The organism is Pseudoalteromonas sp. SWYJZ12 (assembly GCF_015864395.1).
In the GTDB taxonomy this organism is placed as follows: domain Bacteria; phylum Pseudomonadota; class Gammaproteobacteria; order Enterobacterales; family Alteromonadaceae; genus Pseudoalteromonas; species Pseudoalteromonas arctica.
Map to the genome: position 1 here is coordinate 40,330 of NZ_JADYXH010000017.1, position 25,821 is coordinate 66,150.

The 25,821-nt window shown below is 40.8% G+C and carries 19 protein-coding genes and 1 other RNA gene; 7 read left to right on the plus strand and 13 right to left on the minus strand.

Annotation, left to right across the window (positions count from 1 at the left end):
- Window positions 1-4: 4 nt before the first annotated feature.
- From I6F42_RS15720 to I6F42_RS15740, 5 genes are all read right to left on the minus strand, one after another.
- Window positions 5-2,140 (minus strand): TonB-dependent siderophore receptor, encoded by a 2,136-nt coding sequence (locus I6F42_RS15720; RefSeq protein WP_197152758.1) that lies wholly within the window; start codon window positions 2,138-2,140, stop codon window positions 5-7.
- Between the two features lie 219 nt (window positions 2,141-2,359).
- Window positions 2,360-2,671 (minus strand): EthD family reductase, encoded by a 312-nt coding sequence (locus tag I6F42_RS15725; protein ID WP_002958288.1) that lies wholly within the window; start codon window positions 2,669-2,671, stop codon window positions 2,360-2,362.
- Window positions 2,672-3,300: 629 nt separating this feature from the next.
- Window positions 3,301-4,827, minus strand: coding sequence for an acetyl-CoA hydrolase/transferase family protein (locus tag I6F42_RS15730; RefSeq protein WP_197152759.1), 1,527 nt, complete (start codon window positions 4,825-4,827; stop codon window positions 3,301-3,303).
- Window positions 4,828-5,112: 285 nt separating this feature from the next.
- An RNA gene (gene ffs / locus I6F42_RS15735) (signal recognition particle sRNA small type) lies at window positions 5,113-5,209 on the minus strand.
- Between the two features lie 139 nt (window positions 5,210-5,348).
- Window positions 5,349-6,224, minus strand: coding sequence for a DUF3014 domain-containing protein (locus tag I6F42_RS15740; protein WP_197152760.1), 876 nt, complete (start codon window positions 6,222-6,224; stop codon window positions 5,349-5,351).
- A gap of 239 nt (window positions 6,225-6,463) precedes the next feature.
- Here I6F42_RS15740 and I6F42_RS15745 point away from each other — a divergent pair, with 239 nt between their 5' ends.
- A complete protein-coding gene (locus I6F42_RS15745) occupies window positions 6,464-7,609 on the plus strand; it encodes a patatin-like phospholipase family protein (RefSeq protein WP_007584072.1) in 1,146 nt (381 codons plus the stop codon).
- A gap of 28 nt (window positions 7,610-7,637) precedes the next feature.
- Here I6F42_RS15745 and I6F42_RS15750 read toward each other — a convergent pair whose 3' ends face one another.
- A complete protein-coding gene (locus I6F42_RS15750) occupies window positions 7,638-9,611 on the minus strand; it encodes a monovalent cation:proton antiporter-2 (CPA2) family protein (RefSeq protein ID WP_197152761.1) in 1,974 nt (657 codons plus the stop codon).
- A gap of 133 nt (window positions 9,612-9,744) precedes the next feature.
- Between I6F42_RS15750 and I6F42_RS15755 the strand changes: the two genes are divergently transcribed.
- Window positions 9,745-10,641, plus strand: a complete 897-nt coding sequence (locus I6F42_RS15755) for a GGDEF domain-containing protein (protein ID WP_010553733.1) — start codon at window positions 9,745-9,747, stop codon at window positions 10,639-10,641.
- Between the two features lie 30 nt (window positions 10,642-10,671).
- Here I6F42_RS15755 and I6F42_RS15760 read toward each other — a convergent pair whose 3' ends face one another.
- From I6F42_RS15760 to lpxB, 6 genes are all read right to left on the minus strand, one after another.
- Window positions 10,672-11,025 carry a hypothetical protein gene (locus I6F42_RS15760; RefSeq protein ID WP_010553734.1) on the minus strand — a complete coding sequence of 118 codons (354 nt, stop codon included), beginning with the start codon at window positions 11,023-11,025 and terminating at the stop codon, window positions 10,672-10,674.
- Window positions 11,026-12,330 (minus strand): tRNA lysidine(34) synthetase TilS, encoded by a 1,305-nt coding sequence (tilS, locus tag I6F42_RS15765; RefSeq protein WP_010553735.1) that lies wholly within the window; start codon window positions 12,328-12,330, stop codon window positions 11,026-11,028.
- Between the two features lie 83 nt (window positions 12,331-12,413).
- A complete protein-coding gene (accA, locus tag I6F42_RS15770) occupies window positions 12,414-13,370 on the minus strand; it encodes an acetyl-CoA carboxylase carboxyl transferase subunit alpha (protein ID WP_007581016.1) in 957 nt (318 codons plus the stop codon).
- 16 nt (window positions 13,371-13,386) lie between these two features.
- Window positions 13,387-16,878, minus strand: a complete 3,492-nt coding sequence (dnaE, locus tag I6F42_RS15775; RefSeq protein WP_197152763.1) for a DNA polymerase III subunit alpha — start codon at window positions 16,876-16,878, stop codon at window positions 13,387-13,389.
- A gap of 2 nt (window positions 16,879-16,880) precedes the next feature.
- Window positions 16,881-17,483: a ribonuclease HII gene (rnhB, locus tag I6F42_RS15780; RefSeq protein ID WP_010553737.1), complete on the minus strand. Its 603-nt coding sequence runs from the start codon at window positions 17,481-17,483 to the stop codon at window positions 16,881-16,883.
- Entirely contained in the window at window positions 17,473-18,630 is a 1,158-nt protein-coding gene (lpxB, locus tag I6F42_RS15785) for a lipid-A-disaccharide synthase (protein WP_024608696.1), read from the minus strand. Before lpxB ends, rnhB begins: the two co-directional genes overlap by 11 nt.
- Before the next feature lie 301 nt (window positions 18,631-18,931).
- Here lpxB and I6F42_RS15790 point away from each other — a divergent pair, with 301 nt between their 5' ends.
- Genes I6F42_RS15790 through cydC form a run of 5 tightly spaced genes read left to right on the plus strand, consistent with a single transcriptional unit; the run spans window position 18,932 to window position 25,349 of the window.
- Window positions 18,932-20,515 (plus strand): cytochrome ubiquinol oxidase subunit I, encoded by a 1,584-nt coding sequence (locus I6F42_RS15790; RefSeq protein WP_007581009.1) that lies wholly within the window; start codon window positions 18,932-18,934, stop codon window positions 20,513-20,515.
- Window positions 20,512-21,651, plus strand: coding sequence for a cytochrome d ubiquinol oxidase subunit II (gene cydB / locus I6F42_RS15795; protein ID WP_024590729.1), 1,140 nt, complete (start codon window positions 20,512-20,514; stop codon window positions 21,649-21,651). Before I6F42_RS15790 ends, cydB begins: the two co-directional genes overlap by 4 nt.
- A gap of 12 nt (window positions 21,652-21,663) precedes the next feature.
- Window positions 21,664-21,828, plus strand: coding sequence for a cytochrome bd-I oxidase subunit CydX (gene cydX / locus I6F42_RS15800; RefSeq protein WP_002958303.1), 165 nt, complete (start codon window positions 21,664-21,666; stop codon window positions 21,826-21,828).
- Window positions 21,818-23,611 (plus strand): thiol reductant ABC exporter subunit CydD, encoded by a 1,794-nt coding sequence (gene cydD / locus I6F42_RS15805; protein ID WP_197152766.1) that lies wholly within the window; start codon window positions 21,818-21,820, stop codon window positions 23,609-23,611. Before cydX ends, cydD begins: the two co-directional genes overlap by 11 nt.
- Window positions 23,604-25,349, plus strand: coding sequence for a thiol reductant ABC exporter subunit CydC (gene cydC / locus I6F42_RS15810; protein ID WP_197152768.1), 1,746 nt, complete (start codon window positions 23,604-23,606; stop codon window positions 25,347-25,349). Before cydD ends, cydC begins: the two co-directional genes overlap by 8 nt.
- Here the strand turns inward: cydC and I6F42_RS15815 are convergent.
- Complete coding sequence (locus I6F42_RS15815; protein ID WP_197152770.1) at window positions 25,332-25,724, minus strand: septal ring lytic transglycosylase RlpA family protein; 393 nt, start codon at window positions 25,722-25,724, stop codon at window positions 25,332-25,334. The genes cydC and I6F42_RS15815 overlap by 18 nt on opposite strands.
- Window positions 25,725-25,821 lie beyond the last annotated feature (97 nt).

The following is a 25,821-nucleotide window of genomic DNA, read 5'->3' on the forward strand; positions in this document are numbered from 1 at the left end:
AGTATTAAAACTTGTAGGTTATTTGCCCAATAATTTCGCGAGGACTGCCAGGAAAGTGGCCGTTTCGCTCACTAAATCCACTAACCGCGTATTCTTTGTCAAACAGGTTATTAATATTTACACTCAGTAATACGTCGTCAAAGCGACTCGTCCAGCTCATATCAAATACGGTAAATGGTTTTACTTTTTGGCCACTGGTACTAAGTTGCTCACTTACGTAATTTGCACCAAATGCAATTGATGAATCAATCGAATCCAGTGCGTAGCGAGTCCATAAACCTGCCTGGTGGCGTGGTGCATTAGCAAAGCGCGAACCATCTCCAAATGTATTTGAAAGCGTATCACCCGTTACGCCGTCTACCACTTGCGTATCGTTGTATGCGTAGTTAGCCGTTACGGTCCAGTGCGCTGATAAATCGCCGACTAAAGTTGTTTCAAATCCTCTGCTTTCTACTTCACCTATATTTAAAAGTGCAGCAATTCCATCCCCCGCTCCCGTATCGTCTGGGTTGCTCATTACCACGTTTTCTTTATTAATTTGGTAAATTGCAAAGGTGCTCATTATTTTGCCGTCGAGCCATTGGTTTTTCATACCCAGCTCGGTTTGCTTGCCGGTTTCTGGTTCTAAATTACCTTCGCCTTCTACATCTTCTTGGTCGGCTGACGATGTAGGATTAAAGCTCTCTGAGTAGTTAATATATACCGATGTGTTTTCTACTGGTTGATAAGTAACAGCAACGCGCGGCGTTATGTCGTTATCTGAGTAACTAAAACCAGTTTCTTGATTAAACTCTTTAAAATGGTCATAGCGTAGGCCTGCAATTATTGTCCACTGCTCGCCTATGCTAATTACGTCTTGCGCATACACACCAAATCGGTCGGTATCAACGCCATCGCGGTTCATGTCGGTGAGGTTATAAGTACTTGGATCGGTTTCACCGTAGTTTAAATTAAAAATATTTAAATTAGCGACGCCATCGGCCTCATATCGGGCACGTAAGTAGTCATATTCGGTATCAACGGTGTGGTAATCACCACCAAATAAAAACTGATGGGTTAATTGTCCTTGTCCAAAGTTATAAACAAAGTCGGTGGTTACACTTGCCTCTTTATTGGCACGAAATTGCTTACGGTATTCACGCTTAATCGTTTCATCGTCAATACTGGCAACGCCATCACCGTTTACATCTACCCAGCTTTGCGACTCATGGTACGCTTGGTCTCGCTCGTTATCCATGTAACGAAACGTAGTACTTAACGAAAAATCATCATTAAAATAATGGCTAAGTTCTGCTTGAAGCACCAAAGCTTCCATATTTTGATAATCAACCGCTTCATTAGCGTTATAACTTGGGTCAACTAAAAAGTTGCCGTTGTCATCTACCGGTACGCCCCGTAGGCGGTTTCCGCCTAGGTCTTGTTTTATGTAGTCAACACTTGTGGTTAAGGTTGTTGAATCACTTAAATCAAATAACAATCCACCTGTTAGCTCGGTGTTTTTTGAGTCTGCATTGTTACGAAAGCTGTCTTGCTCTTCATAATAACCACCCAATCTATAAGCCATTGTATCGCTTAAACCACCGGTCATATCGAGTGATGCGCCACGCGTATTGTAGTTACCCAAGGTGAGCTTTAATTCGCGCTTTTCTAAGTAGCTTGGTTTTTTGGTTACGTAATTAATCATCCCACCAGGTTCGCCACCGCCATACAAAGCAGAGGCTGGCCCCTTTAATACTTCAACACGTTCTACATTAAATAACTGCGGTACACCAAAGCCCGAATATGGGTCGCCACGCACACCATCGTAAAATACATTTGCGTCATCTCTAAAACCACGAAAAGTTACGCCTGAGTAGCTATATTCGCTCACTCCCGCAATAGATCGGTACAAATCGGTAATGTCACGCGCTGCTTGGTCAATAATAAGTTGCTCGGTTAATACCTGCGCAGATTGCGGAAGCTTAATAAGATCTAAATTAGTTTTAGTCCCAATTTTACTTTCGGTCTCTAAGTAAAATTGCTGGGCACGGCCAGTTACTTCAATAGTTTCAATGTCGTCGTTTTGTTGTGAAAAAGCTATATTAGAAAAAACAGATAAAGACGCAGCAATACTTAATGCCAAATAGTTAGGGTTAAACATGATAATTCCTGGGAGAAGTGTAGATAGCCAACAACCTAAATGATAACTTTTATCATTTTCATAATCAACACTAGGGCGGGTTTAATACATCTAAATATTAGAACTAATATTACTTAAAACAGAGCGCTAGCCCTTTTATTGCAGTTAAAATAAAACCCCTACTGCACTAAATGCGGTAGGGGTTATTAAGTAATTCTTAAATTAGTTTTAGCGTGTAATTTACCCAGCAATATTGCTAATTTGAATTACTGGAGACACGTTAGTAAAATTAACTAAATCAGCCGCTATTACTTCTTGATGAGGTGCAAAGGCTTGCTGAAAAGATTCTACCGATTCAAACACTAAATGCCCCATAGCAATATAAGTTGGCGCTTCGCCCGGTGCGCCACCAGCTAAACCTGCATCTGCACTACTTGATATAAGCGCTTTACCAACTAACTCTGCAACTAGTGGTAAATGTGTTTTACAGTAGTAGTCCATATCGAAAGTAGCACTTTCATTATTTGGGTATAATACGCTTACTTTAATCATTACATTCTCTCTTTTATTTACTAAAAAATTTAAAGCTGTGCTAATAAACAGCTTTACAAACTAGTGTTCAAAGCGTCTTTTGAAATAGTATGTATCATACATAAGTAAAAAAACGCATAAGTGAGCAGTCGCTCAATTATGCGTTATTCATACTCATAGCGCCAGTAATTTGATTGCATTGCTTATTTTAATTAAGGTGATACTTCGCTAATTTACTTAAGTGCGGGTCGTTTTTTAAAAGGTTTGGGCAGCAAAGGTTCTACAAAGTTAACGCACGTATTTATTCAATATGCTAAATCAGACTCAAAACCTTCAGGCAAAATATAAACCAAGCCCTTAACTGGTTTTACTGTAAGGTCGCTCTTCTAATCCTCTATAAAATGCCATTTAGTACCTGTATTTTTAATAAGCACATTACACACTTAATAATGGTAGTAGCACTTAAACCTAAGTGAATAAAATAACAGTAATGAAGGTGATTAAGAAAGGTATGCAAAGAGTAGGTATAAAATTATTTTGGACTTAAAGTTTTTATTAAACCGCACTAATCAAAGCTGATTGAGCTGACACTAGTGCGGTTCAAAAGTAAGTATAAAACTTACTAATTCAATATTAATAAACCAAAATGCTCATGCAGACAGTTGCACTTGAGCATCGGTTACAGATACTTTTTTCATGCTGCCTTGTTGTTCAAGACGAATATGCCAGCTAAACGCTTCTTCTAGTAAATGAGGGGTATGCCCGCCACGCTCACAAGCGCGCTCATAATAGTCTAACATCGCTTCGCGATATTCTGGGTGCACGCAGTGCTTAATGACTTGTATCGCTCGCTCACGCGGCGCTAAACCGCGTAAATCAGCTAAGCCTTGCTCGGTTACTAAAATATCAACATCGTGTTCGTTATGATCAACATGACTCGCCATAGGCACTACGCTTGAAATAGCGCCATTTTTAGCAATCGATTTAGTCACAAATATTGCTAAATGAGCATTACGAGCAAAATCACCAGAGCCGCCAATACCATTCATCATTCGTGTGCCACACACATGTGTTGAATTTACGTTGCCATACATATCAAACTCAAGCGCGGTGTTTATTGCAATAATCCCTAAACGGCGCACTATTTCAGGATGGTTAGAAATTTCTTGAGGGCGTAACACTAGCTTGTCTTTGTATTGCTCTAAGTTATTAAATACTTGCGCATTACAACGCTCAGACAACACAATTGAGCTGCCCGATGCAAAACTAAGCTTACCTGCGTCAATTAGGTCAAACGTCGAATCTTGTAGTACTTCAGAGTACATTGTTAGGTCTTTAAAGTCAGAATCGAGTAGTCCCATCATTACAGCATTAGCAATGTTACCAATGCCTGCTTGCAGCGGACCTAAATTAGCTGGCAATTTATTTTGAGCCACTTCATCTTTAAAAAAGTTAACTAAATGGCGCGCAATAGCGGCGGTGTCTTCATCAGGGTCGGTAACGGTAGAAAACGAGTCGCTTTGGTTAGTAAAAACAATACCAACAATTTTTGCAGGATCGATAGGAATAGCAGTGCTACCAATTCTATCATCTACTTTAACTAACGGCATTGGTTGGCGAGTAGGACGATAAGATGGAATGTATATGTCATGCAAACCTTCAAGATTCGGGTTATGCAGCATATTAATTTCAACGATGACTTGTTTGGCAAAAATAGCAAAACTGGCTGAGTTACCAACCGATGTAGTTGGCACAATATGCCCTTCTTCGGTAATAGCGACTGCTTCAATAACAGCTACATCAGGCATGGTTAATTGATGATTTCGTAGATGCTCAACTGTTTCAGATAAATGCTGATCAATAAACATAACTTCGCCGTTATTAATCGCTTTACGTAAAGTGCTGTCTACTTGAAAAGGCATACGACGCGCTAAAATGCCCGCTTCTGTTAATAGCTTGTCGAGATCATTACCTAATGACGCACCCGTCATTAAATTTATTTTGATTGGATTTTTTTTGACTTGCTCAATTAATGCTCTGGGTACTGCTTTAGCTTCTCCGGCGCGAGTGAAACCACTCATCCCTACAGTCATTCCATCTTTAATAAATTGGCTTGCTTGTTCTGCCGGCATCACCTTGTCATGCAGGTTACTATTGCGAATACGTTCCAAGTGCATACTGAGCTCCTCTCTAAATTTGACATTATTCTAATCCTAACTTCGTACTACACAATCTAGACTTAAGTCGTATTTACGAATCGAGGATGAGCAACATGTTTAAAAGGGAGGTTAATTTACTTTTAATTAATACTATCATGTAGTTATTAGTAATATTTTTAACAAAAATGACATAACAATCTATAAAGTAATCTATAAATAAATAGTATTATTTAATTAGAGGAATTATTTTTGAGGAATTAAGTTTATTAGTTCAAACACCCAAATGAGGAATTTGGGTGGCAGTCTTACCAGCCACATCTCGGCACACACGTCACAAACTGTGGCTGCTCCCTTCCGGGCCTGACCAGGTTCGCCTGCTAGTGTTGCGAGAGGACCAATAAGACTACCATTGAGGGCCTTGGTTGGCGCGGGAGGGATTATCTCTACTTTTGCTCTGTTATTCAAGGGATAATCTAAAAAGAAAGTGCGATTGCATACTTCATATACAATCGCGGCGTATTTAGCTATTTTAGTGCGTATTAATTGTTCTCTAACTGCGCTTTTATATTACGTAATGCTGCTTTTACTTTTTTCATGTTTTCTGGACCCATACGTAAAAGCTGTTTTTGTGCATCTGGTAATTGCTCCCACTCCGAAAACGCATACTGATACGTTACTGAATCACGAAGTAACGGCAAGTCACCTTCAGGCTCTGGCGTATCAAGTAATAAATCGATTGCATCGGTTAGCGTTTGATTAAACTCGTCATCGCCGTAACCAATTTCACTGTATGCATTATTAATAAGTGGCTTGTACTCTTCGTACATGCGAACGGCTTGCGCTGCACTCATACTGGTAAATATTTTCACATACGGTGTATAACGCTCGTAGCTGTTAGGGTTAATAGTTAAGATATCACCTTCATTCACGCTAAATTTTTCTTCTGGCTGTACAACAGGCATGTGCTTTTTAGCTATTTTTCCTTTTGCTAAGTTATCTACATATACCACACCACGACGAATAACATCGTCGGTCACCATTAAGCTCATTACTGAGTCGCTTAGGTACTCGTCCATTTTAGCAACAACAACTGCATCACTTTCGTTAAGCGTTGGTAGTGGCTCTACTTCTGGCACAGCCTCACTTGGACTTTGTGCTGGTACTTCAAGCTCTGCTGGCTTTTCTAGATTTACAGACGGCGCATCTACCACGGGGTCGTTCTCGGGTTTAAGCTCCATCATAGGTTGTTCTTTAACTGTGGGCTCTACCTCAGTGCGTGTTGCTTGCTCGTCACTGGGTGTTAGCAATACGAAGGCGGCCGCACATGCTACGACTATTAAAATAATAACGGCGAAAAGAATATTGTTATTAGGTGGACGTTTTTGAACATCTGATGCTTCTGGTTTATCTGACATACGAACTCCATAAAAATTAAAATGCGATATCACTTAGAGTACGCTAAGTGGATTAAATTCATTCTTACACAAATACTATTACATTTTATAATACGGCAATTATAGCAAAGTAAGTTAAGTACTAAATTGGGTGATTAAACAATGTAATAAGTATTAGGGCAGTTATCCTTTGATTCTTCTAGCTTAAAGACTTACAGTTAATAAATAAAGTAAAGACGTAGAACAGTTTAACCACCAATATGAAAATCAAGCAAGTTGATCCACAAAAACCTAAAATTGCCTTATTACTCACAGGTGGTGGCGCACGTGCTGCTTATCAAGTGGGTGTTCTTAAAGCGCTAGCTCATAGTATGCCTCGTACTGCTCCATTGCCATTTAGAGTAATAAATGGCACCTCTGCTGGGGCTATTAACTCAGCTGCGTTAGCATGTTACGCCTCCTGTGCGCATTTGGCTGTACGAAAGCTTGAATCAGTTTGGAAAAACTTTTCAACCTCTATGGTCTATAAAAGTGATTTTTTAAGCGTATTTGGTCATATTGCGCGTAATATTTTAACGAGCTTTCAGTCAGAACATATTAACCATCCACCGGCGAGCTTGCTAAACAACCGCCCTCTGCGTGGTTTATTAAACGAAATTTTAGATTTACACCGCATTGAGCGCAATTTACATCGTAATTATTTAGATGCGCTGTCTATTACGGCCTCAAGTTATACAACGGGCGACTCTGTTGCATTTTTTCAATCTAATACGCAAACATCATGGCAGCGTGCTAAACGCGAAGGCCGTGCAACTCGTATTAATGTTGAGCACTTAATGGCATCGAGTGCCATCCCTATGGTGTTTCCAAGTGTAAATATTTATAACCATTACTTTGGGGATGGCTCTATACATCAACTTTCTCCGCTGAGTCCGTCGATTCATTTAGGCGCTGAAAAAATATTTATTATTGGGGTCGACCAACCCAAAGAATTACACCCACCGGGTTACTCGCCACATTATCCGGGTCTATCTGCTGTTGCAGGGCATTTACTCGACAGTGTATTTACCGACACTATGCAATCGGATTTAGAGCGTTTGGCTCGTGTTAACCGAACATTAGGGCTATTACCCGCTCGCGACAAACATCAAGAACTTAAACAAATAGATACCTTTGTCATTAACCCTTCGCAAAACTTTAACGCAATTGCAGCGCAGTATTACGACGATATGCCATGGGCCATTAAAGTATTGCTACGTACCATAGGTGTAAAAAAGCATTCGCAATCGAGTTTAACCAGTTACCTATTGTTTGAAAAACGCTACACCCAGCATTTAATGCAAATTGGCTACGAAGATGGTATGGCGCAGCTGCCTAAGATGCGTGAATTTTTAGAGTTAGATTAATCTTTCAGAGTTAGATTAATCTAAGTCACTATTCGATTCCGTCGAGCAGGTAGTGCTCTACCCGCTCAACACGCCTTGGTTTACCTTGTAATACTAAAACGTCATTAGCCAATAATGTTGTTTGCGCTGATGGCGTATCTATTTCGGCTCCTTCTCTGCGCAGTGCTTTTACGAGTACTCGCCGCTTTTCTAAATTAAGATCTTCAATTGTTTTACCCACGGCATAAGCTTGCTGAGGTAGCGCTACAACATGTAAGTATTCTAATCGTTCACTTGAGGCATCTTCGCTATCTTTAAAATACCCTGCGTAAAAGCTTTGCATTAACGGATAACGATTACGACGTTCTTTACTTACTCTACGCACAATACGCGTCATCGGTACGCCCGACATAGACAACACATGCGACACGAGCATTAAGCTCGCCTCTAACGACTCTGGCACTACTTCGGTTACGCCTAGCCCTTTTAAATAATCTAACTGGCTATCGTCACGAGTACGAATAAGTATTTTAACGTTGGGCGCTATTTGTTTTATGGCATCAATAACAACTTGTGCGTGATCAAGCTCTGTAAAAGTAATAATAACCAAGCGAGCTCGCTCTACTCCTGCGCACTTTAAAATATCTTTTTGTTTAACATAGCCAAATATAACAGGCTCACCTGCCGCTTTGCCTTCTTGTACTAAAATTGGGTTACTTTCAATGGCAACGTAGTCTATTGCTTCGGGCTTTAAAAAACGCGCTATAGTTTGCCCAACACGCGAAAAACCACAAATAACAACATGGTCGCTATAAAGTGTACTACTTTGTGGCTCACTCTCCAGCGCTAAACTAGGGCGATCGAGTATACCAAAACGCTTTAAAATAAATGGCGTTTTATCAATCAAAAATGGTGTAAATGCCATTGATAACACACCAAGGGCAATTAAAAATGAAGCTTGCTCTGAGTTTAATAACTGATGCTGGCCAGCAAGTGCTATAAGTACAAAACCAAACTCCCCCATTTGCCACAGCATAATGCCACAGGCGAGCGAGTCTTGGTTTCGCTCATGCATTAGCCGCGCACTAAGTGCTACTACTGTAATTTTTAATACGAGTAACCCAAGCAATGCGCCAATAATTATTACTATATGCGCCAGTACAAATAAAATATCCAACTGCATACCCACAGTTACAAAAAACAGCCCCATTAAAATATCGCGAAATGGACGTATATCGGCCTCTAACTGATGCCTGTAATGGCTCTCACCTAACATCATTCCCGCTAAAAAAGCGCCCAATGCCATAGACAAGCCAAACATATACGTTAAAAAGCCCGCAAATAAGGCTACTAATATAGTGGTAAGCACAAACAACTCATCGGTTCGTACTTGCGCTATTTCTTTAAACACAATGGGCAATACCCATTTACCAATTGCCCAAAGAAGCACGCATACAAATGCGCCCTTACTTAGGGCAAACGCTAAAGCCCAACCAATACTTTGAGAGTCGCTTGATGCAAATAAAGGAAGTATTATTAATAGAGGAACAACAGCAATATCTTGAAAAAGCAGTACACCAACGGCCAATTGCCCACGGCGCTGATTAAGCTCACCCGTTTCTTTTAATAGCTTAACCACTACAGCCGTAGAAGAAAGCGCCATAATTGTACCAATGGTAAAACTGGTGAGTAGGGAAAAGTCTAAACAATATAAAATAATAATGAAGAGTAAACTGGTTATACCTACTTGTAACGAGCCCAGCCCAAATACTAGGCTTCGCATTGCCATTAGCCGCGAAATAGAAAATTCTAACCCCAAACTAAATAACAAAAACACAATTCCAAGCTCTGCTACAAACTCTATTTCGTGAGATTGCGCTAACCAACCAATACCATGACTACCGGCTAAAACCCCCGTTGCTAGGTACGCCAAAATAGGCGGCAAGCCAATGCGTTTAAAAAACCACACAAAAAGAACTGCTGCCACTAGCAAGCCAAAAATTTGAACGTTAATACTCTGCAAATTCGGCCTCACGCGTCAATTAAACCAAGGGACTTACTTTAAATATAGCAACCTTCTGTTTTTCAGCCAGTTTTAAAATATGGCACAAAAATCGCTTAGGTATTGCAAAGTAATACCCACGGGGGAGAATTTAATGGAAAACGTCCATATTTTGACGCAGCATGTGTCTGGTCGCGGTGATTTTTTGCCGTTTTCAGCTGAACATTCGCCAACAAATGAAATAACAGAAACACATAAACTCGTCGCAGAGCTACAAACAAGCTTAGTGATCGAGGATGTTCTGGCTATTTATGCTAAATTTGCAAAACAATTGCTCAATTTTTCTGGATTGCAGTTTCAATCAACTTTAGGTACAGCTCAAACTTCAGATAGCAATACAGGTAATACTCCATATACCTTTGATCTATCTATTGATAAAGATCATTTAGGCCAGCTAATTTACTTTAGTAAATTCCCGCTTGGTCAAGCAATTGAGAAAAAACTACATACTTTACATACTGCGCTGGTTTATCCACTTCGTAATGCGATGATGTATAGCCGTGTACTAAAACTTGCCACAAAAGATGCATTAACAGGCTTAAACAACCGTAGTCAATTTAACGACTTTTTACTGCAAAAGCTTGAAAACTGTCGTCGTTATCAACGCCCATTTAGTTTAATGCTGCTTGATTTAGATAACTTTAAACAAGTTAACGACAACTTTGGTCATAAAATTGGTGACGATACACTTAAAGAATTCTCAAAAGTACTGTGTAGCAGCATACGCGGTACCGACTCTGTATTTAGATTTGGTGGTGATGAGTTTGCTCTACTTATTGAAGACCCAGAGTTTACAACTAACAAGGTCGTCGCTGAGCGCATAATGTGCTTAGTAAGAAAATCGCCCCTAATGTCTAAATACAGAGTAACAACCAGCGTTGGTTTTACTTTAGCTAACAGCCAAGACAGCGAAACTGAAATATTTGCTCGCGCCGATAAAGGCTTATACAAAGCAAAAGCATCTGGTAGAAACTGCGCAAAAGCCTACTAACATTTGTTCACACTAATTGAATAAAAAAGCCTAGCTTCCCCCGCTAGGCTTTGCACTTACCAATTTATAAATAAACAAAGCAGCACAAAAACCAAAAAAGAATCCGCTAATTAAATTAAGTAATGCGGTAATAGTAGCAAGCGGTGTAAATAATACTAAAAGCAGTGGCAGGCTCACGCCTAAAATAAAAAACAATCCACCTTTACCTAACCAATAAGCTAATAAAAGCACTGCAGATACAATTCCACCCGCAACTGCATAACCTAGCGTAACTATATTTAGCTCAAGTAAAATATTAGCAATAATAGCTATAACGGCCGTTATTAGCATACCCACTGGCGCTTTAGTAACTAACGACAAACCAACATGCGGCTGTTTACTCATTTATTTACACTCCCAAAAAATACCATTTTCATCAATATGCTTAGCACTTATAAAATAACCAACCACTTGAACTAATTCATCATTATAAAAAATAAGCGGCACACTGGCGCGAAGCCAGGGCGCTATTTTTGCATCTTTAAACCAATGCTTAACTGTATTACTACCAGGCTTTTTAAGTGGTTTAATGCGTGCGCTATTGCAATTAAAGCGAACAATTACTTGCTCATTAGCGTGTGGAGGTCTTACTCCGCAACCGGTGTTTTTGATTAATAAGCGCCCGTCTGCCAGTTTTAGCTGTGAATGATTCAGCTCAATATCTGTTAATACTTCACTTGGTGTTACAAAATACAAATAACCTTGATGACGACGTATTTGCCCATCGAGCAAATCAATACGCATTTGTGCATCGTTTTTTGCGCACATTGCTTGATTAATAATTTGCTCGAGCTGCTTTTGCGATGGCATCACTTGTGTAAATAGTGCAAGCCACGCACGTACTATATTTGCAATGCGCGCTGCGCTGTATTCGCTTATCTGGCCAATGCAAAGTGCTTGATGCTCGTTAATACACTTATTTAAATCAAGCTGAGTATATTCATCAAGTAATGCTTGCTGCTGCTGTAGTAGCTCAATACTTCGTGCAGTGCATTGTTCAAACCCATTAAAGCGATCAGCTAACACAGGTACTATTTTTGAGCGTAAAAAGTTACGATCAAAACTTTCATCTGTATTAGAGTCATCGGTTATGTGGCTAACACTAAACTGCGTTGCAAACGCTTCTATATCGCTGCGAGCTACATTTAACAATGGTCTAAAACATATACGCCCACTTTGCAGCAAACGCGCTTGGTGCATGGCGCCAAGCCCTTTTAAACCCGAGCCACGCTTTAAGCGCAGTAAAAACGTTTCTACTTGGTCGTTTAAGTGTTGGCCCAGTAAAATAATGCTGCCTTGTGGGCTTAGTTCATCAAGTGCTTTATAACGGACGTCGCGTGCTTGGGCTTCAAGACTTGCGCGCGACTGCTGCTCAATTACAACTTTCGCAGCTTCAAAAGGCACATTAAGCTCAATGCATACGTTTTTGCAAAAGTGTTGCCAGTCATCAGCATGCTGGCTCAAGCCATGGTGGACATAAATAGCCGATACATTAATTGCAGGGTTATCTACTTTTAAAGTGCGCATTAAATGCAACAACACCACAGAATCAACGCCACCAGAAAGCGCCACTGTAAAAGCGGTGTTACCTTGCTCAATATAGCTATTTAATGATTTTTTTAATTGCTGATAAATTGCTGATGTATGCATATGGGCGCACTTTTATATAAAAACTCTGAACATTTTAAAGCAAAAAAGCCGCATAAGCGGCTTTTTTTTAACATTTAATGTGTTTAGCAATAACCAAACGACATTAAACGTTTGTAACGTTGATCAAGCATTTCTTCAAGCGTAAGCGCTTGTAGGTCTGCTAAGTCACGTTTAAGGCGAACTTTTAAGTTACGTGCCATAGCATCGTAATTGCGGTGCGCGCCACCTAGAGGTTCATCAATTAAGTTACTGATTAAATCTAGTTCTTTAACTCGCTCTGCGGTTACACCCATTGCTTCTGCTGCAAGTGGGGCTTTGTCGGCGCTTTTCCAAAGAATAGACGCACAACCTTCAGGCGAAATTACAGAGTAAGTGCTGTATTGCAACATGTTAACTCTGTCGCCAACACCAATCGCTAATGCACCACCTGAACCGCCTTCACCAATAACCGTACATATTGTCGGCACTTTAAGTGTCGCCATTACTTTTAAGTTACGCGCGATTGCTTCAGATTGACCACGTTCTTCAGCGCCAACACCTGGGTATGCACCCGGCGTGTCGATAAAGGTCATGATTGGCATTTTAAAACGCTCAGCCATTTCCATTAAGCGTAAAGCTTTACGGTAACCTTCTGGCTTTGGCATACCAAAGTTGCGTTTAATTTTTTCAGCAGTGTCACGGCCTTTTTGTTGGCCAATAACCATTACTGGTTCGCCATCTAAACGCGCAACGCCTCCTAAAATAGCCGGATCGTTAGCAAAAGTACGATCGCCAGCAAACTCGTCAAATTCCGTGAAAATGCGCTCGATATAATCTCGAGTGTAAGGACGCAACGGATGACGTGCTAACTGTGATACTTGCCAAGCGCCTAAATTAGAAAAAATCTCCTGTTTTTGTTTGGCACTTTTTTCTTTTAATTTGCTGACTTCCTCTTCTAACTCAAGGTCTAATTCGCCAGCGCGGCTTATATTTTGTAATTCTTCAATTTTTGCTTCTAATTCTGCAATTGGAAGCTCAAAATCAAGATAATTGAGGCTCATGCTCTAAACTACCTAATCAGTTAAATTCTAGTTCTACATCTTGCGCAGCCATTAGTGATAACTTATGAATTAAGTCGTCACTTGGCGTAACACACCATTCGATCCCAAGAGTTAATTGCGCCAACGCATCTGGACGTTGGTAATAAACCTTGATCGGACACGTTCCCATTTTATAGGGTTCGAGTACTTTTTGTAATTTATCGAAGAAACCTGCCTCGACTTGCACCATGTTCAGCGTCATTTTAATCGCTTTAATACGCTTTTCACGCGCTTGAGCAATGGTGTTTATTTCTCTGGCGGTCATTGTAATACCACCGGAGAAGTTATCAAAGCTGACCTGTCCAGATATTACCAAGATATTGTTAACTTGGAGCATATCTTGGTACTTTTCAAACTCGTCTGAATACAAGCGTACATCAATCCGTGCACTCTTGTCATCTAAAGTTACTAAGGCCCAACGATTTCCTTTTTTATTAATTAATACCCTAGAAGCAATCACCAAACCTGCGGCTGTTGCAAATACATCGCGGTTCGTTGGCTGTAAATCAACTATTTTCCCGCTGGTATAATGCCTAAGCTCACGGCGGTACTGATTTATCGGATGCCCAGTTAAATAAAGGCCTAGGGTTTCTTTTTCACCATCTAACCATTCGTTATCGGTGAGGCCTGTGGCTTTAATAAAGGCTTGTTCTACTTCATCAGGCTCAGTAGCTAATAAACCAAACAAATCACTTTGCCCTAATAGCTCAGCTTTGTTGTGTTGGTCGGCTGCCCGCATTGCACTTTTTAAACTAGCTAGTAATGTAGCACGGCCAGCTTGGGTTTTTTCTGGCCCTAAATTATCGAGTGCACCTGAATAAATTAATTTTTCGGTCACGCGTTTATTTAAGCGTTTTAAATCAACTCGGGCACAAAAATCAAATAAATCTTTAAATGGGCCCCCTTTTGCACGCGCTTCTAATATTGCATCAACCGGTGCTTCACCTACGCCTTTTATCGCGCCAATGCCGTAAACAATCTCGCCTTGCAAGTTTACTGTAAACTTAAATTCACCTGCATTCACATCTGGCGGCAATAAGGTGAGCTTCATGTTTTCACATTCATCCACCAAAATAACGATTTTGTCGGTGTTATCCATATCAGCCGACATTACCGCAGCCATAAACTCTGCAGGATGATGCGTTTTCATCCACAGCGTTTGATACGAAACAAGTGCATACGCCGCCGAGTGAGATTTATTAAAACCGTAACCTGCGAACTTTTCTACCAAGTCGAAGATTTTTATTGCGAGTTCGCCGTCAATGCCGTTATTTCTTGCGCCATCTTCAAACGTTGAACGCTGCTTTGCCATTTCTTCGGGTTTTTTCTTACCCATTGCACGACGCAGCATGTCGGCGCCACCTAGCGTGTAACCTGCTAGTACTTGCGCAATTTGCATTACTTGTTCTTGATACAAGATAATGCCGTACGTTGGATCAAGTATTGGTTTTAAGCTTTCGTGCTGATACTGCGCATCTGGGTATGAGATTTCTTCGCGGCCCAGTTTTCGGTCGATAAAGTTATCTACCATGCCTGATTGCAGCGGACCTGGTCGGAACAAGGCCACGAGTGCAATCATATCTTCAAAGCAGTCGGGCTTAAGTCGGCGTACTAAGTCTTTCATACCGCGCGATTCTAGCTGGAATACAGCGGTTGTTTCGGCGCGAAGTAGCAATTCAATACTTTTTTTATCATCCAGTGGGATGGTATTTATATCAACGAGGTCTTTACCTTGGCGCTCCATGCGCACATTGGTCATTTCGACCGCCCACTGCAATATAGTCAGTGTACGTAAACCCAAGAAATCGAACTTAACTAAGCCTGCAGTTTCTACGTCGTTTTTATCAAATTGCGTTACCGGAAACTTACCTTCGTCATCGCAATAAAGTGCAGCAAAGTCGGTAATAGTGGTTGGCGATATTACTACGCCACCCGCATGTTTCCCGGCGTTACGTGTACACCCTTCTAGGATGCGACACATGTCGATTAAATCTTTTACTTCGTTATCGCCATCGTAGGCTTCTTGCAAGCGCGGCTCTATATCAAACGCTTTAGCAAGTGTCATCCCAGGATCGCCTGGAATCATTTTTGAAATACGATCAACAAACCCGTAAGGGTGCCCAAGCACTCGCCCTACATCGCGTATTACCGCTTTTGCAGCCATGGTACCAAAGGTAATAATTTGCGATACGGCATTTCGCCCATACAAAGCCGACACGTGATCAATTACTTCGTCTCGTCTATCCATACAGAAATCGACGTCGAAATCGGGCATTGATACACGTTCTGGATTCAAAAACCGCTCAAAAAGCAAGTCGAATTCAAGTGGGTCCAAATCGGTAATTTTAAGTGCGTACGCAACTAACGAACCCGCACCTGAACCACGACCAGGCCCAACCGGAATATTGTTATCTTTACTCCACTGAATAAACTCCATTACGATTAAGAAGTAACCTGGGAATCCCATTTGGTTAATTACGCCAAGCTCTATATCAAGTCGCTCATCGTATTCAACGCGTTTTACTTTTCGATCTTCTTCATCGGGGAATAAAAACTGTAATCGCTCTTCAAGACCATCTTCTGACACTTTAACTAAAAACTCATCAATCTTGAGTGAGCCAGTTGGGTAATCAGGTAAAAAGTAAGTCCCTAGCTGAACCGTTACATTACAACGTTTAGCTATTTCTACTGTGTTTTGTAGGGCTTCTGGAATGTCGCTAAACAGCTCAGCCATTTGCTCTGATGTTTTTAGGTATTGTTCTTCAGAGAACCGTTTAGGTCTGCGTTTATCGTCAAGCGTGTAGCCGTCAAAAATAGCAACGCGAATTTCGTGCGCTTCAAAGTTTTCAGGCTTTAAAAACACTACTTCGTTGGTCGCTACAACAGGTAACTGCTCTTTGGTAGCAAGCTCTACCGCCATGTGTAAGTAGTCTTCTTCAAGCGGTCGGTTAGTGCGCACAAGCTCAAGGTAGTAGTTATCGCTGAAATGCTGCTTATAAAAGCTAACTACCGATTCAATAACACTTGGATTATTTTTTAGTAACGCTTTACCTAAGTCACCATCTTTAGCGCCCGAGAGAATAATTAAGCCCGTTTTATGCTCCACCAGCCATTCTCGGTCAATCACTGGGCGATGAAACACATGCCCACGTTGATACGCTTTAGATATTAATAAGGTAATATTTTTATAGCCGTCGTTGTCTTTGGCTAATATGGTTAGACGGCTTGGCTCATCAGGAAATTCAGGGCTACGAACCCAAAAGTCAGCACCCACAATAGGCTTAATACCGGCGTTATGTGTTGCGCCGTAAAAACGCACTAAGCCACAAAAGTTCATTTGATCGGTAATCGCAATAGCGGGCATTTGCAGCTCTTGCGCTTTAGCAACTATTGGCTTTGTTTTAGCAAGGCCGTCAACCATCGAAAAATCTGAATGAACTCTTAAATGAACAAAATCAGGAGCAGCCATGCTTAGCCCTCACCATTGGCTTGCGCCAATACACGCTGCACAGGTTTAAAGCTTTTACGATGCTCGTCAATTGCGCCGTACTGCTCAAGCGCTGCAAAATGTGCTTTTGTTGGATACCCTTTGTGCCCTGCAAAGCCATATTCAGGGTGGCGTTTATCAAGCTCAATCATTTCGTCATCGCGTGCTACTTTAGCTAAAATAGACGCCGCTGAAATTTCGGCCACTAAGCTATCGCCTTTAACTATAGCTTGCGCTGGCATAGTGAGTTTTGGCAAACGATTACCATCTATAAATACAAATTCAGGTTGCGTACTTAATGCCTCTACTGCACGGGTCATGGCAAGCATAGTCGCGTGCAGAATATTTAACTCATCAATTTCTGTTGGATTGCAGCGCCCATAGGCATAACACAATGCTTTTTCTTTTATTTCAATCGCAAGCGCTTGGCGTTTTTTATCTGTTAATTTTTTAGAATCCGCTAAGCCAGCAATTGGTTTAGTGGGATCTAAAATGACGGCGGCAGTAACTACATCACCAACAAGCGGGCCGCGCCCTACTTCATCTACACCGGCAATTAAGGATACATTAGGTCTATCAATTTGCATTTATTAACTCCGCCACAGCATTCGCTGCTTGTTCGCTGGCATTTAATCTAATTTTTTCGTGAATAGCTAAAAAGCGTGCTTTTAGCTCTTTGTTATCAGTGTTGAGCATAGGAGTAAGCGCATTTGTTAAATTAGCCACATTACACTCACTTTGTAAAAACTCAGGCACTAGCTCTTCGTCTGCTAATAAGTTAGGCAACGAAAAATACTTAATATTAAACGTAAATAAAGTTTTAAATATCCAATAGCTCAAAGGCTTTATTTTATAGCCCACTACCATTGGCTTTTTATAAAGCATACCTTCAAGTGTTGCAGTGCCCGACGCTAATAAAATAGCATCAGCAGCTTGCATCGCTAATTTTGATTGTCCATCAAGCAGGTTAACATTAAGGTTTGGCGCGGTAGCGTTTAATATATCAGTAAACTGCGCTTTGCGTTTTTCGTTAACCAATGGCACCACAACTTTAAGATTGGGGTTTTTAGCTTGCAGCTCTGCGGCTGTTTTAATGTAAGTTTCGCTTAGTAAACCAACTTCTGAGCCTCGGCTACCAGGAAGTAACGCCAGTACTTTGTCATCAAGGCTTAAGCCGAGTTCTGCACGTGCTTTAGTATCGTCGTGCTCAAGCGCTATGTCGTCAGCCAAGGTATGTCCTACAAATGTACATGGCACTTGGTGTTTATCGTAAAACTCTTTTTCAAATGGCAGTAACGCAAGCACTAAGTTAGTGGCTGCACTTATTGTATGTATACGCTTTTCGCGCCACGCCCAAACAGATGGACTTACATACTGTACTGTTTTAATGCCCGCATCTTTAAGTGGCTTTTCAACGCGTAAGTTAAAATCGGGTGCATCAATACCAATAAATACATCAGGTGGGTTATCTACAAAATGCTGCACGAGTTGTTTACGTATTTTAAGCAAACGCGGTAGACGCCCTAGCACCTCAACAAGCCCCATTACCGAAAGCTCATCCATGTCGTAAAGTGTTTTACAGCCCTGCGCTTGCATTTTAGGTCCTGCTATTCCTTCAAAAATAGCGTCCGGAAAATGTTTTTTAAGGGCTTTAATTAAACCTTCACCTAAAATATCGCCCGACAGTTCACCTGCCACAATACCAATTCGTAGTTGTTTTTTATCTTTATTCATTTGATTTTATTTCACAAGTAAACCAGGCGTTCATGCTTGTTAGTTTACCGTGTTTTACTGTTTGGTTAAACGCTTTAAATAACTGGTTTTTTATCACGTAAGTTAAGGCTTTATGTTGTTTGTTTTTAATACTGATGTAGCATAGGAAATATATATTAAGTTTTACTAATATGTATGTTGACAAAAATTGCACAAAAGTAAATACTATTATAAACTTTCAGTAATTACTGAAAGTTTATTAAACCTTAACTTTGCCAATTAAATGTTGCCCTGTTAATCCGTCACTCTCAAGGAGCCAATAATGATAGATGAAACCTTTGTGGATCTATCGCGATTACAGTTTGCTGTTACCGCTCTCTTTCATTTCTTATTCGTACCGTTAACGATAGGTATGACCTGGATTTTAGTTATTATGGAATCGGTTTATGTTATGACCGGTCGCGAAATTTATCGTGATATGACTAAGTTTTGGGGAAAATTGTTTGGTATTAACTTTGCAATTGGTGTGGCGACAGGCCTTACCATGGAATTTGAGTTTGGTACTAACTGGTCTTATTACTCCCATTACGTAGGTGATGTTTTTGGGGCTCCCCTGGCTATTGAAGGTTTAATGGCATTCTTTTTAGAATCGACCTTTGTAGGTATGTTCTTTTTAGGCTGGGACAGACTCTCTAAACGCCAACATTTAGGTGCAACCTTTTTAATGGCCATTGGTACTAACATGTCGGCGCTGTGGATTTTGATTGCCAACGGTTGGATGCAAAACCCAGTAGGTGCTGAATTTAACTATCAAACCATGCGCATGGAAATGACCAGCTTTGCAGAGCTTGTGTTTAACCCTGTAGCACAAGTTAAGTTTATTCATACCGTATCGGCAGGTTATGTAGCTGCATCTATGTTTGTACTGGGCATAAGTAGTTGGTACATATTGAAAGGCCGTGATTTAGCGTTTGCTAAACGTTCTTTTTCGGTCGCATCGGGCTTTGGTTTAGCATCAATTCTATGTGTAATTTTACTCGGTGACGAATCAGGCTACGAAGTAGGTGAAGTTCAAAAAGTAAAACTTGCCACGATTGAAGCTGAATGGCACACAGAAGAGGCTCCGGCTGCGTTTACCGCATTTGGTTTTCCTGATTCAGAAGAGCAAGTAACACATGCTGCGGTTAAAATACCTTACGCACTTGGGTTAATTGCTACACGTTCACTTGATGAGCAAGTAACGGGTATTAACGACCTAGAAAAACAACACGAAGTACGTATTCGCAACGGTATGATTGCTTATGAATACCTTACAAAACTCAGAAACGGTGAAGATACGCCAGATAATATTGCCAAATTTAATACCCTAAAAGATGATTTAGGTTATGGCTTGCTACTTAAGCGCTACACACCTGATGTTGTAGATGCTACCGAAGAGCACATTCAAAAAGCGGTTAAAGACTCTTTCCCTAAAGTAGGCCCTATGTTTTGGTCATTTAGGATTATGGTTGCCTGTGGTGTAGCCATGCTGGGTGTATTTATATTGGCATTTTACTACAACGCACATCGCGTTATTGAGCAAAAACGCTGGTTGTTATGGGCTGCCGTATTGAGCATTCCACTACCGTGGATAGCTATTGAATTTGGCTGGATAGTTGCTGAGTATGGACGTCAACCTTGGGCTATATCTGAAATACTGCCGACCTTTTTAGCCACGTCGTCATTAACAGTAAACGATATTTTAATTAGCTTAACTGGATTTATTGTTTTCTATACTGGTTTAGCCATTGTTGAAGGTTGGTTGATGATCCGCTTTGTTAAGCAAGGACCAAGCTCGCTACATACTGGTAAATATCATTTTGAATTGCCAAATAAAACGGATCAAACTGAAGGAGAGCAATCATGATTTTTGATTATGAAACATTAAAAATGCTTTGGTGGTTGATCATTGGTGTGCTGCTTATTGGCTTTGCTATTACCGATGGCATGGATATGGGCGTTGCTATGTTGCTTCGCCTAGTTGGTAAAACAGATTCAGAGCGCCGTACGGTAATTAATACCATTGGTCCACACTGGGATGGTAATCAAGTATGGTTTATTACCGCAGGCGGCGCGTTATTTGCAGCGTGGCCTATGGTTTATGCAGCTGCATTTTCGGGCTTTTACTTTGCCATGATGCTAGTACTCTTTGCTCTATTTTTTAGACCACTAGGGTTTGATTACCGCAGTAAAGTAGACTCAAAACGCTGGCGTAATAACTGGGATTGGGGCTTGCTTGCAGGCAGCGCAATTCCAGCATTAGTTTTTGGTGTTGCTTTTGGTAACTTATTTTTAGGCGTACCATTTAATATTGATAACTTAATGCGTGTTAGCTACCAAGGTTCATTTTTTGGTTTACTTAACCCGTTTGGTTTGCTTGCTGGTTTAGTGAGTATCACTATGCTAATTGCTCATGCTGGTATGTGGTTACAGCTTCGTACAGCTGATGCAGTAGCAGAACGCTCAGGGCAATATGGTCGTTATTCACTGATTGTGTTTATTATACTGTTTGCAGGCGCTGGTTTTTGGGTTGCTAATTTAACGGGTTACCAAATTGTATCTATGCCTGATACACAAAGCCATGCAGATCCATTAGCTAAAGTAGTAACAACAGCCCAAGGCGCGTGGCTTAGCAATTACAGTGAACGCCCATGGACTATGACCTTTCCTATTTTAGCGTTTGTAATGGCACTAAGTGCGCTATTGTTTTCTAAATTGAACAAACCAGCACTTGGACTTATTTCAACAAGCTTAATGTTAATTGGCGTGATTATGACGGCCGGTGTTTCACTGTTCCCATTTATTATGCCATCAAGCAACAATCCAAATATTAGCTTAACAATTTGGGATGCGGTATCGAGCCATAAAACGCTCAATGTAATGTTTGTTGCAGTGTGTATTTTTGTTCCACTTATTTTAACTTACACCACCTGGTGTTATGTAAAAATGTGGCGCAGAGTAACGGTTGAAGAAATTGAAAACAACACTCACGGTAGCTACTAAGGAGACTAAACTATGTGGTATTTCGCTTGGATTTTAGGTGTACTTTTGGCCTGTACCTTAGGTGTAATAAATGTAATGTGGTACGAATTTCATCAAAATAAAAACAGCATTGCTGATGATGAACAAGCCATGCACGATTTATTAAACGATGCTAACAACACAAAAGATGACGACTAACCCCCGACCAGATCGCGCGCAGCAGCAATCACTGCGCGCTTTTTTAAAGCGTCAAAGTAAACCCGCTGCAGTGTGGTTAAAGTTAAGCATTGCACTGGGTACTTTTAACGCATTACTGATGATTGCAGGTGCTTATTTATTAGCTCAAGTTATTCACAATGTAATGTTTGAAGGCAGCAGCTTAAGCGGCGTTACACATTTACTGTGGCCATTAGCGGGCATTATTTTACTTCGCGCGGTGTTTTTAGCACTAAGCGAACGCTTAAGTGCATTTGCTGCACTTAAAATAAAATCGGCTATGCGCCAAACACTTCTAAATAAGCTCAGCCTACTTGGGCCAAGTTATATTGAGCAACACGGCCAAGGCGCTACACTCAATACCCTACATAATGGCGTAGAAGCACTCCACGATTATTATGCTAAATACTTGCCAGGTGCGGCTTACAGTGCGCTTATTCCGCTGGCAATATTAGTTGTTATTTTTCCGACAGATTATAAAGCTGGGTTGATATTTTTATTAACCGCCCCGCTCATTCCTTTTTTCATGATTTTAGTAGGCTCAAAAGCCGAAGCTTTAAACCAAAAACGCTGGAAGCAACTTGCTGTACTGGGCAATTACTTTTTTGACCGCGTACAAGGTTTAACTCAACTCAAGCTATTTAATGCAACACGTACCGAGCTTAAACAAATAGCTAAAATTTCAGATGATTTTAGACACGCTACACTCGATGTTTTAAAAATTGCGTTTTTATCATCATTTGCACTTGAGTTTTTAGCCACCATTAGCGTGGCACTCGTTGCCGTAATTATTGGTTTTAGACTGTTTTTTGGCACTCTTGATTTTGCTACTGGCTTTGTGGTGCTACTTTTAGCACCTGAATTTTATTTACCACTGCGCCAGCTAGGTAGTCATTACCATGCACGCTTACAAGGCATTAGTGCCGCTGCCGATATGGTTGCGATTTTAAATGCACCACTGCCAAGTGACGAAAATGCGTTAGTGACTACAAGCACTCCTGAAAACAATTTAACTTTAAATGCAATTAACTCCATAAGTATTACCGACCTTAATTTTATATACCCAGATAGTAACGAAGGCATTAAAAATATAAATTTAACACTGCCAAATAAAGGCTTAATTGCCGTTGTGGGCAGTAGTGGCTCAGGTAAAAGTACGTTGTTTGATTGCTTATTAGGGTTTCACCCTGAGGTGATTAACCACCTATCTATTAATGATCAGAGTTTAAGCACAACCGATATTACTTACCTGCAAAATAACATTGCATGGATACCACAAAAAGCGACGCTGTTTTACGACACCATTGCTGCCAACATTAAATTGGCCAAACCAACTGCCACACAGCAAGAGCTTGAACATGCAGCAAAGCAAGCTGGTGTGCTTGAATTTATAAATACCCTACCCGATGGTTTTAACACACTGATAGGTGAGCAAGGCGAAGGGCTTTCTGGCGGACAAAAGCAACGCATCGCACTCGCACGTGCATTCATAAAACAAGCACCAGTTTTAGTGCTTGATGAGCCTACAGCGCACCTTGATAGCCAAACAGAGCAGCTTATTCAAGATGCTATTAATGAATATGCTAAAAATAACTTAGTATTAGTCATTGCTCATCGATTAAATACCGTTAAACATGCCAGCAATATCATTGTTATGCACGATGGAAAAATAGCTGAGCAAGGACACTTTGAAACACTTGCAGCGCAAAATGGTGCATTTGCTAACTTACTAAAAACGGCTAAACAAGGGGTTGCGCATGCATAATTTTATTCGCTTATTAAAGCTTTGTGCTCCTCATTATAAAGCTATGCTATTGGGTACATTTTTAGCAACGATTACGGTATTAGCTAATGTGGGCTTGTTGGCTATTTCTGGCTGGTTTTTAGCGTCAATGGCGGCTGCAGGTCTTGCGGGCGTGCAAATGAACTACTTTACTCCAGCAGGAACGATTCGGTTTTTAGCAATTGTACGAACTGCATCGCGCTATGGCGAACGCCTAGTTACTCATAACGCCACGTTTTTATTACTAAGTGAAATACGTACCAATGTATTTGCAACGTTAAGTAAGCTTAACAATGTTGATTTAGCAATGAGCCGCAGCGCTGATCTAGTTAACCGATTACAAAACGATGTAGACGCACTCGACAAGTTTTATTTAAACGTTTTACTGCCTATGCTAGTCGCTCTTTTAAGTGTGCCAATCATCATGCTGTTTATGTCGGCCTATAATGGCAACGTCGCCCTTATTTGCTTTACTGGCATTATACTTATTGGTGTGGTTATACCTGCCCTACTCAGCGCAAAGCTCAATAAAAACAGCCACAAAGAAACACAACTTAGTGCACAACTTCGTTCTGAGCTTTCAGATACACTCACAGGACTTAGAGAGCTTAGTATTTATCAAGCCCGTTCGCAGCAACTTAATAAGTGCGACGAATTAAGCGAGCAGTACAATCAGCAATTATTTATTCGCCACAAAGCACTGGCAAACTCAGATGGGTTAAGCTTGTTGGTTGTTCAATTAGCGATGCTTGCTAGCATAGTAACCATAGTTCCACTGGTTTACACCAGCAGTATGGTAAATGTAGAACTTGCTATGTTAAGTTTATTTGTACTGGCAAGCTTTGAAAGCGTATTGCTACTACCCAATGCGTTTATAGAGCTTCCTAGTGTATTAAAAGCAGCAGAGCGGTTGTTTACACTTGAAGATAAAGCAGCTAGCTCACAAGCTAAAGATACACATGTAGACGTTGATGAAAACTTTAGCGCGCAAAACCACACGTTAGCAATTAACAATATTAGCTACCAATATGGTGAGCAAACAGCACTAACTGATATCAGTTTTGAGCTAATGCCCCAGCAAAAAGTAGCGATTGTAGGTAGAAGCGGCAGCGGTAAAACAACGCTTGTAAATCTACTTACTGGTTTATGGCCTTTACAACAAGGCAGCATAACGCTAAGTAATCAAAATAGCGTTGTTGACTTACATTCATTAAATAATGATATACGCGCAAGTGTGATAAATATACTAGCCCAGCAACACCATATTTTTGATGGCACACTGAGTGAAAATTTACGTTATGCCGCGCCAAATGCAACTAAAGAGCAAATGATTGAAGCGCTCTCATTAGCGCAATTAAGCCCGTGGTTTAATGAGCTAAAAGAAGGTTTAAAAACACGATTAGGCACCGGCGGGCGTAATGTGTCGCAAGGTCAGTCTAGGCGTATAGCTATTGCACAAGCATTACTTAAAAGTCCGGCTATTTTAGTTCTTGATGAACCAACAGAAGGTCTTGATAATCAGTCTAAGCAAGGGGTAATGCAAGCAATAATGCATGTTATGAATAACGCGAGCGTGCTCACAATTACGCACGATCCCGCTCTACTTGCTCAAATGGATAATGTTGTATGGTTGGAAGGCGGTAAAGTAGTCGCACAAGGCTCTCATAAAGAACTCAGTGGGGCTTATCCTGCTTATGTTGCGCTAACTACCCGGTTTTAAAACCTTTATAGACACGTCGATAACGCCGACTTTTGGGTCGGCTATCTTTTTAAACATACTTTTTGATAAATCAATAATACGACCTGGCACATACGGGCCTCTATCGTTAATTCTTACCGTGACTGATTTGTTATTGGCTAGATTAGTAACAACCACCTTAGTGCCAAAATCGAATTCTAAATGGGCTGCCGTGGCGGCTTGCTGGCTAAAGCGCTCTCCGTTGGCGGTTGTTCTTCCGTGGTATTTATCAGCATAAAAAGATGCTTTCCCAACTTGAGTGATTTCTCCAGCAGATGATTTAACAATAGGCTGGCTACTACAAGCGGCTAAAACTGAAGTAATAAAAAGAGTGAGAACTAACTTAGGTAAACGCATAGGACGGCTTTTATTATATAAATTACCCGCATACTAACTCAATTACCCTGAGTATTAACTGAATTAGTTTAAAGCAGGGCAATAAAAAACCACCTTC

Bases quoted from the DNA above. Each gene is read 5' to 3' on its own strand.
- I6F42_RS15720 (WP_197152758.1), bottom strand. From the start codon at position 2,140: ATGTTTAACCCTAACTATTTGGCATTAAGTATTGCTGCGTCTTTATCT.
- I6F42_RS15725 (WP_002958288.1), bottom strand. From the start codon at position 2,671: ATGATTAAAGTAAGCGTATTATACCCAAATAATGAAAGTGCTACTTTC.
- I6F42_RS15730 (WP_197152759.1), bottom strand. From the start codon at position 4,827: ATGCACTTGGAACGTATTCGCAATAGTAACCTGCATGACAAGGTGATG.
- I6F42_RS15740 (WP_197152760.1), bottom strand. From the start codon at position 6,224: ATGTCAGATAAACCAGAAGCATCAGATGTTCAAAAACGTCCACCTAAT.
- I6F42_RS15745 (WP_007584072.1), top strand. From the start codon at position 6,464: ATGAAAATCAAGCAAGTTGATCCACAAAAACCTAAAATTGCCTTATTA.
- I6F42_RS15755 (WP_010553733.1), top strand. From the start codon at position 9,745: ATGGAAAACGTCCATATTTTGACGCAGCATGTGTCTGGTCGCGGTGAT.
- I6F42_RS15760 (WP_010553734.1), bottom strand. From the start codon at position 11,025: ATGAGTAAACAGCCGCATGTTGGTTTGTCGTTAGTTACTAAAGCGCCA.
- tilS (WP_010553735.1), bottom strand. From the start codon at position 12,330: ATGCATACATCAGCAATTTATCAGCAATTAAAAAAATCATTAAATAGC.
- accA (WP_007581016.1), bottom strand. From the start codon at position 13,370: ATGAGCCTCAATTATCTTGATTTTGAGCTTCCAATTGCAGAATTAGAA.
- dnaE (WP_197152763.1), bottom strand. From the start codon at position 16,878: ATGGCTGCTCCTGATTTTGTTCATTTAAGAGTTCATTCAGATTTTTCG.
- rnhB (WP_010553737.1), bottom strand. From the start codon at position 17,483: ATGCAAATTGATAGACCTAATGTATCCTTAATTGCCGGTGTAGATGAA.
- lpxB (WP_024608696.1), bottom strand. From the start codon at position 18,630: ATGAATAAAGATAAAAAACAACTACGAATTGGTATTGTGGCAGGTGAA.
- I6F42_RS15790 (WP_007581009.1), top strand. From the start codon at position 18,932: ATGATAGATGAAACCTTTGTGGATCTATCGCGATTACAGTTTGCTGTT.
- cydB (WP_024590729.1), top strand. From the start codon at position 20,512: ATGATTTTTGATTATGAAACATTAAAAATGCTTTGGTGGTTGATCATT.
- cydX (WP_002958303.1), top strand. From the start codon at position 21,664: ATGTGGTATTTCGCTTGGATTTTAGGTGTACTTTTGGCCTGTACCTTA.
- cydD (WP_197152766.1), top strand. From the start codon at position 21,818: ATGACGACTAACCCCCGACCAGATCGCGCGCAGCAGCAATCACTGCGC.
- cydC (WP_197152768.1), top strand. From the start codon at position 23,604: ATGCATAATTTTATTCGCTTATTAAAGCTTTGTGCTCCTCATTATAAA.
- I6F42_RS15815 (WP_197152770.1), bottom strand. From the start codon at position 25,724: ATGCGTTTACCTAAGTTAGTTCTCACTCTTTTTATTACTTCAGTTTTA.